Annotated in this window: 3 tRNA genes and 3 rRNA genes; all 6 read left to right on the top strand. The window is 54.8% G+C overall.

Annotation, left to right across the window (positions count from 1 at the left end):
- The first annotated feature begins 320 nt into the window (after positions 1–320).
- The 6 genes from AC07OA_RS24420 to AC07OA_RS24395 all read left to right on the top strand — a co-directional run bounded on the left by AC07OA_RS24420 (position 321) and on the right by AC07OA_RS24395 (position 5620).
- Positions 321–1804 (top strand): 16S ribosomal RNA (locus AC07OA_RS24420).
- Between the two features lie 188 nt (positions 1805–1992).
- A tRNA-Ile gene (locus AC07OA_RS24415) sits at positions 1993–2069 on the top strand.
- A 68-nt stretch (positions 2070–2137) separates the two neighbouring features.
- A tRNA-Ala gene (locus AC07OA_RS24410) sits at positions 2138–2213 on the top strand.
- A gap of 247 nt (positions 2214–2460) precedes the next feature.
- Positions 2461–5247 (top strand): 23S ribosomal RNA (locus AC07OA_RS24405).
- Positions 5248–5348: 101 nt separating this feature from the next.
- Positions 5349–5463 (top strand): 5S ribosomal RNA (gene rrf, locus AC07OA_RS24400).
- The 16S, 23S and 5S rRNA genes sit together here with 3 tRNA genes alongside, the layout of an rRNA operon.
- Before the next feature lie 80 nt (positions 5464–5543).
- A tRNA-Met gene (locus AC07OA_RS24395) sits at positions 5544–5620 on the top strand.
- The last annotated feature ends 4 nt before the right edge of the window (positions 5621–5624 follow it).

Genomic DNA, 5624 nt, shown 5'->3' with positions numbered 1-5624 from the left:
GTTTTGAAAAAAACGATTTGACATGGAATTCGGGGTTGGATAGATAGCCGCCTCCGCCGACATCGGGCGTTAAACGGATGGGGCCGCTGAGGCGGTTCGGGTCTTTGACATTGTTGATTTGGAAAGAGAAACGCAGGCGGCGGCGCTCTGGCGATGGACTGAGAAGGTTCATCTCGACGCTGACAAATGCGGTCTCTTGAAGACACCATTTATACGCCGATCGGTCTTCGGACTGGTCGATGTGTGATGGGAACTCGTCAAGAAACTATGCAAACCAGATACCGGCCTTTCGGGGTCGAGGATCTGGGTCAATGTCAACTCAACCTGAGAGTTTGATCCTGGCTCAGAGCGAACGCTGGCGGCAGGCCTAACACATGCAAGTCGAACGGATCCTTCGGGATTAGTGGCGGACGGGTGAGTAACACGTGGGAACGTGCCCTTTGGTTCGGAACAACTCAGGGAAACTTGAGCTAATACCGGATGTGCCCTTCGGGGGAAAGATTTATCGCCATTGGAGCGGCCCGCGTAGGATTAGCTAGTTGGTGGGGTAAAGGCCCACCAAGGCTACGATCCTTAGCTGGTCTGAGAGGATGATCAGCCACATTGGGACTGAGACACGGCCCAAACTCCTACGGGAGGCAGCAGTGGGGAATCTTGCGCAATGGGCGAAAGCCTGACGCAGCCATGCCGCGTGAATGATGAAGGTCTTAGGATTGTAAAATTCTTTCACCGGGGACGATAATGACGGTACCCGGAGAAGAAGCCCCGGCTAACTTCGTGCCAGCAGCCGCGGTAATACGAAGGGGGCTAGCGTTGCTCGGAATTACTGGGCGTAAAGGGAGCGTAGGCGGATAGTTTAGTCAGAGGTGAAAGCCCAGGGCTCAACCTTGGAATTGCCTTTGATACTGGCTATCTTGAGTACGGAAGAGGTATGTGGAACTCCGAGTGTAGAGGTGAAATTCGTAGATATTCGGAAGAACACCAGTGGCGAAGGCGACATACTGGTCCGTTACTGACGCTGAGGCTCGAAAGCGTGGGGAGCAAACAGGATTAGATACCCTGGTAGTCCACGCTGTAAACGATGAGTGCTAGTTGTCGGCAGGCATGCCTGTCGGTGACGCAGCTAACGCATTAAGCACTCCGCCTGGGGAGTACGGTCGCAAGATTAAAACTCAAAGGAATTGACGGGGGCCCGCACAAGCGGTGGAGCATGTGGTTTAATTCGAAGCAACGCGCAGAACCTTACCACCTTTTGACATGCCCGGACCGCCTCAGAGATGAGGCTTTCCCTTCGGGGACTGGGACACAGGTGCTGCATGGCTGTCGTCAGCTCGTGTCGTGAGATGTTGGGTTAAGTCCCGCAACGAGCGCAACCCTCGCTATTAGTTGCCATCAGGTTTGGCTGGGCACTCTAATAGTACTGCCGAAGTTAATTCGGAGGAAGGTGGGGATGACGTCAAGTCCTCATGGCCCTTACAAGGTGGGCTACACACGTGCTACAATGGCGACTACAGAGGGCTGCAATCCCGCGAGGGGGAGCCAATCCCTAAAAGTCGTCTCAGTTCGGATTGCACTCTGCAACTCGAGTGCATGAAGTTGGAATCGCTAGTAATCGCGGATCAGCATGCCGCGGTGAATACGTTCCCGGGCCTTGTACACACCGCCCGTCACACCATGGGAGTTGGCTTTACCCGAAGGCGCTGCGCTAACCGCAAGGAGGCAGGCGACCACGGTAGGGTCAGCGACTGGGGTGAAGTCGTAACAAGGTAGCCGTAGGGGAACCTGCGGCTGGATCACCTCCTTTCTAAGGACTGCTTCTCCAAGCCTCGGCTTATTGAAGCGTCTAATTATACAGATGAGCGGATCGCCGCCGTCTTCGTTTCTCTTTCCACTCCTTGATCGCCGTTAGGTGGTCGAGGCGATCGCGAGCCCAGGAACGGGTCTCGTTTCCCGGCCTGTCTGGGAGATGAGGATCTGGTCTATGCGGCCTATGGGCCCGTAGCTCAGTTGGTTAGAGCGCACGCTTGATAAGCGTGAGGTCATAAGTTCAAGTCTTATCGGGCCTACCAACTTTCCAGCATAACGGACGCAAACGACGAGAGCTCTCCTGGGCTAACGCAACTCACACCGAGTGTGAGGGGCCATAGCTCAGTTGGTAGAGCGCCTGCTTTGCAAGCAGGATGTCGTCGGTTCGAATCCGTCTGGCTCCACCACCCGTCCCCAGTTCTTTTAGAAGATTGGACGGGAACGGTAACGCGATCGAGGATTGATCAAGTTTGCCGCCTGGCTCAGCCAGGCCGGCGAAATGACATCGTGAAGGTAGGGTTCACCCGCCGACAGTATCTCACCCTTGGGATGCTGAAGGTTCTAGGGCGGACTTTGAAGAAGACATCAAATGTCTGACTGTAAAGCGCATGCCGCAGGTCCCTAGACCTGTAGCGCATGGGTTTTGCTGAGAACGATCAAGCGCATAAGGGCTTCTGACGGATGCCTTGGCATTGAGAGGCGATGAAGGACGTGGCACGCTGCGATAAGAGCCGGGGAGGCGCGAGCACCCTTTGATCCGGCTATCTCCGAATGGGGAAACCCACCTTAACGGTCTTCCAACTTAGCTCTGCTTCGGCAGGGCCAGGCTTGGTGGATCGGAAAAGGTATAATGGGCTGAATACATAGGCTCCATTAAGCAAACCCGGGGAACTGAAACATCTCAGTACCCGGAGGAAAGGACATCAACCGAGACTCCCGTAGTAGTGGCGAGCGAACCGGGACCAGGCCAGTGCTGTCGTGACATAAAGCTGAACGACTTGGAAAGGTCGGCCATAGTGGGTGATAGCCCCGTAAGCGTCAAATAGCGACAGACTCGAGTAGGGCGGGACACGTGAAATCCTGTCTGAACATGGGGGGACCACCCTCCAAGCCTAAGTACTCCTCAATGACCGATAGCGAACAAGTACCGTGAGGGAAAGGTGAAAAGCACCCCGACAAGGGGAGTGAAACAGATCCTGAAATCGGAAGCCTACAAGCAGTCGGAGCCACCGCGCGTGGTGACGGCGTACCTTTTGTATAATGGGTCAGCGACTTCATGTACCGTGCAAGCTTAAGCCGTTAGGTGTAGGCGCAGCGAAAGCGAGTCTGAATAGGGCGACTAAGTACGTTGCATGACGACCCGAAACCAGGTGATCTATCCATGAGCAGGTTGAAGGTAAGGTAACACTTACTGGAGGACCGAACCGGTGAATGTTGAAAAATTCTCGGATGACTTGTGGATAGGGGTGAAAGGCCAATCAAACCTGGACATAGCTGGTTCTCCGCGAAAACTATTTAGGTAGTGCCTCAGACGGACTCCTCGGGGGGTAGAGCACTGAATGGATGCGGGGGGAGCGATCTCTACCAATTCTAATCAAACTCCGAATACCCGAGAGAGATATCTGGGAGACACACGGCGGGTGCTAACGTCCGTCGTGAAAAGGGAAACAACCCTAACCATCATCTAAGGCCCCCAAGTTCTGGCTAAGTGGGAAACGATGTGGGTTTGCTTTGACAACCAGGATGTTGGCTTAGAAGCAGCCATCATTTAAAGAAAGCGTAACAGCTCACTGGTCAAGCGAACCTGCGCGGAAAATGTAACGGGGCTCAAGCCAGACGCCGAAGGTATGGGTTTGCTCTATGAGCAAGCGGTAGCGGAGCGTTCCGTAAGCCGGTGAAGGTGAGGCGTGAGCCTTGCTGGAGGTATCGGAAGTGAGAATGCTGACATGAGTAGCGATAAAGAGTGTGAGAGACACTCTCGCCGAAAGCCCAAGGGTTCCTGCGTAAAGCTAATCTGCGCAGGGTTAGTCGGCCCCTAAGGCGAGGCCGAAAGGCGTAGTCGATGGGAATCAGGTGAATATTCCTGAACCAGTTGGAAGTGACGGATCTGGTAAATTGTTCGGGCTTATTGGATTGCTCCGGGCAGTGAACAGGTCCCTGGAAATAACTCCAACGGAGACCGTACCCGAAACCGACACAGGTGGGCAGGTAGAGTATACCAAGGCGCTTGAGAGAACTATGCTGAAGGAACTCGGCAAATTGCACGCGTAACTTCGGGATAAGCGTGACTCTTCTTTGGGCAACCAGAAAAGAGTGGCACAGGCCAGGGGGTAGCGACTGTTTATCAAAAACACAGGGCTCTGCGAAGCCGCAAGGCGACGTATAGGGTCTGACGCCTGCCCGGTGCCGGAAGGTTAAAAGGAGTGGTGCAAGCTGCGAATTGAAGCCCCGGTAAACGGCGGCCGTAACTATAACGGTCCTAAGGTAGCGAAATTCCTTGTCGGGTAAGTTCCGACCTGCACGAATGGCGTAACGACTTCCCCACTGTCTCCAGCATAGGCTCAGCGAAATTGAATTCCCCGTGAAGATGCGGGGTTCCCGCGGTCAGACGGAAAGACCCTATGAACCTTTACTGCAGCTTCGCCTTGGCGTTAGCAATAACATGTGTAGGATAGGTGGGAGGCTATGAAACCGGGGCGCCAGTTCCGGTGGAGCCATCCTTGAAATACCACCCTTATTGTTGTTGACGTCTAACCGCGGCCCGTTATCCGGGTCCGGGACATGGCGTGGCGGGCAGTTTGACTGGGGCGGTCGCCTCCCAAAGTGTAACGGAGGCGCGCGATGGTGGGCTCAGACCGGTCGGAAATCGGTCGTCGAGTGCAATGGCATAAGCCCGCCTGACTGCGAGACTGACAAGTCGAGCAGAGACGAAAGTCGGCCATAGTGATCCGGTGGTCCTGCGTGGAAGGGCCATCGCTCAACGAATAAAAGGTACTCTAGGGATAACAGGCTGATTTTGCCCAAGAGTCCATATCGACGGCAAAGTTTGGCACCTCGATGTCGGCTCATCACATCCTGGGGCTGGAGCAGGTCCCAAGGGTTCGGCTGTTCGCCGATTAAAGTGGTACGTGAGCTGGGTTCAGAACGTCGTGAGACAGTTTGGTCCCTATCTGCCGTGGGTGTACGAGACTTGAGAGGATCTGTCCCTAGTACGAGAGGACCGGGATGGACACACCTCTGGTGGACCTGTCATGGCGCCAGCTGTGCAGCAGGGTAGCTAAGTGTGGAATAGATAACCGCTGAAAGCATCTAAGCGGGAAACTAACCTCAAAACAAGGTCTCGCTGAGAGCCGTGGAAGACCACCACGTTGATAGGCCGGATGTGGAAGCGCTGTGAGGCGTGTAGCTTACCGGTACTAATAGCTCGATAGGCTTGATCGTTCTTCAGTCAAACCCATGACTGCTTTACAAGACATGCGATGTCTTCTTCACAACAATGCTCGGGTCGCTCAACCGCGACCCGACAGCATCCTTTTTGCTGACCTGGTGGCTATGCCGGGGGTTCCCCACCCGATCCCATTCCGAACTCGGTCGTTAAGTCCCCCAGGGCCAATGGTACTTCGTCTCAAGGCGCGGGAGAGTAGGTCGCCGCCAGGTCCGCTAAAAGGATGCTCCATTAGAGCTCACGCTCCAAAGTCCAGAACCCTACAACACGATACACAAACTACCTCCTTCGCCGCGGGGTGGAGCAGCCCGGTAGCTCGTCAGGCTCATAACCTGAAGGTCACAGGTTCAAATCCTGTCCCCGCACCCAAGAC

The organism is Caulobacter sp. GW821-FHT09B08 (assembly GCF_059418225.1).
Note: the sequence above shows the minus strand (reverse complement) of the source record. Positions and strands in the feature narration are given on the sequence as shown.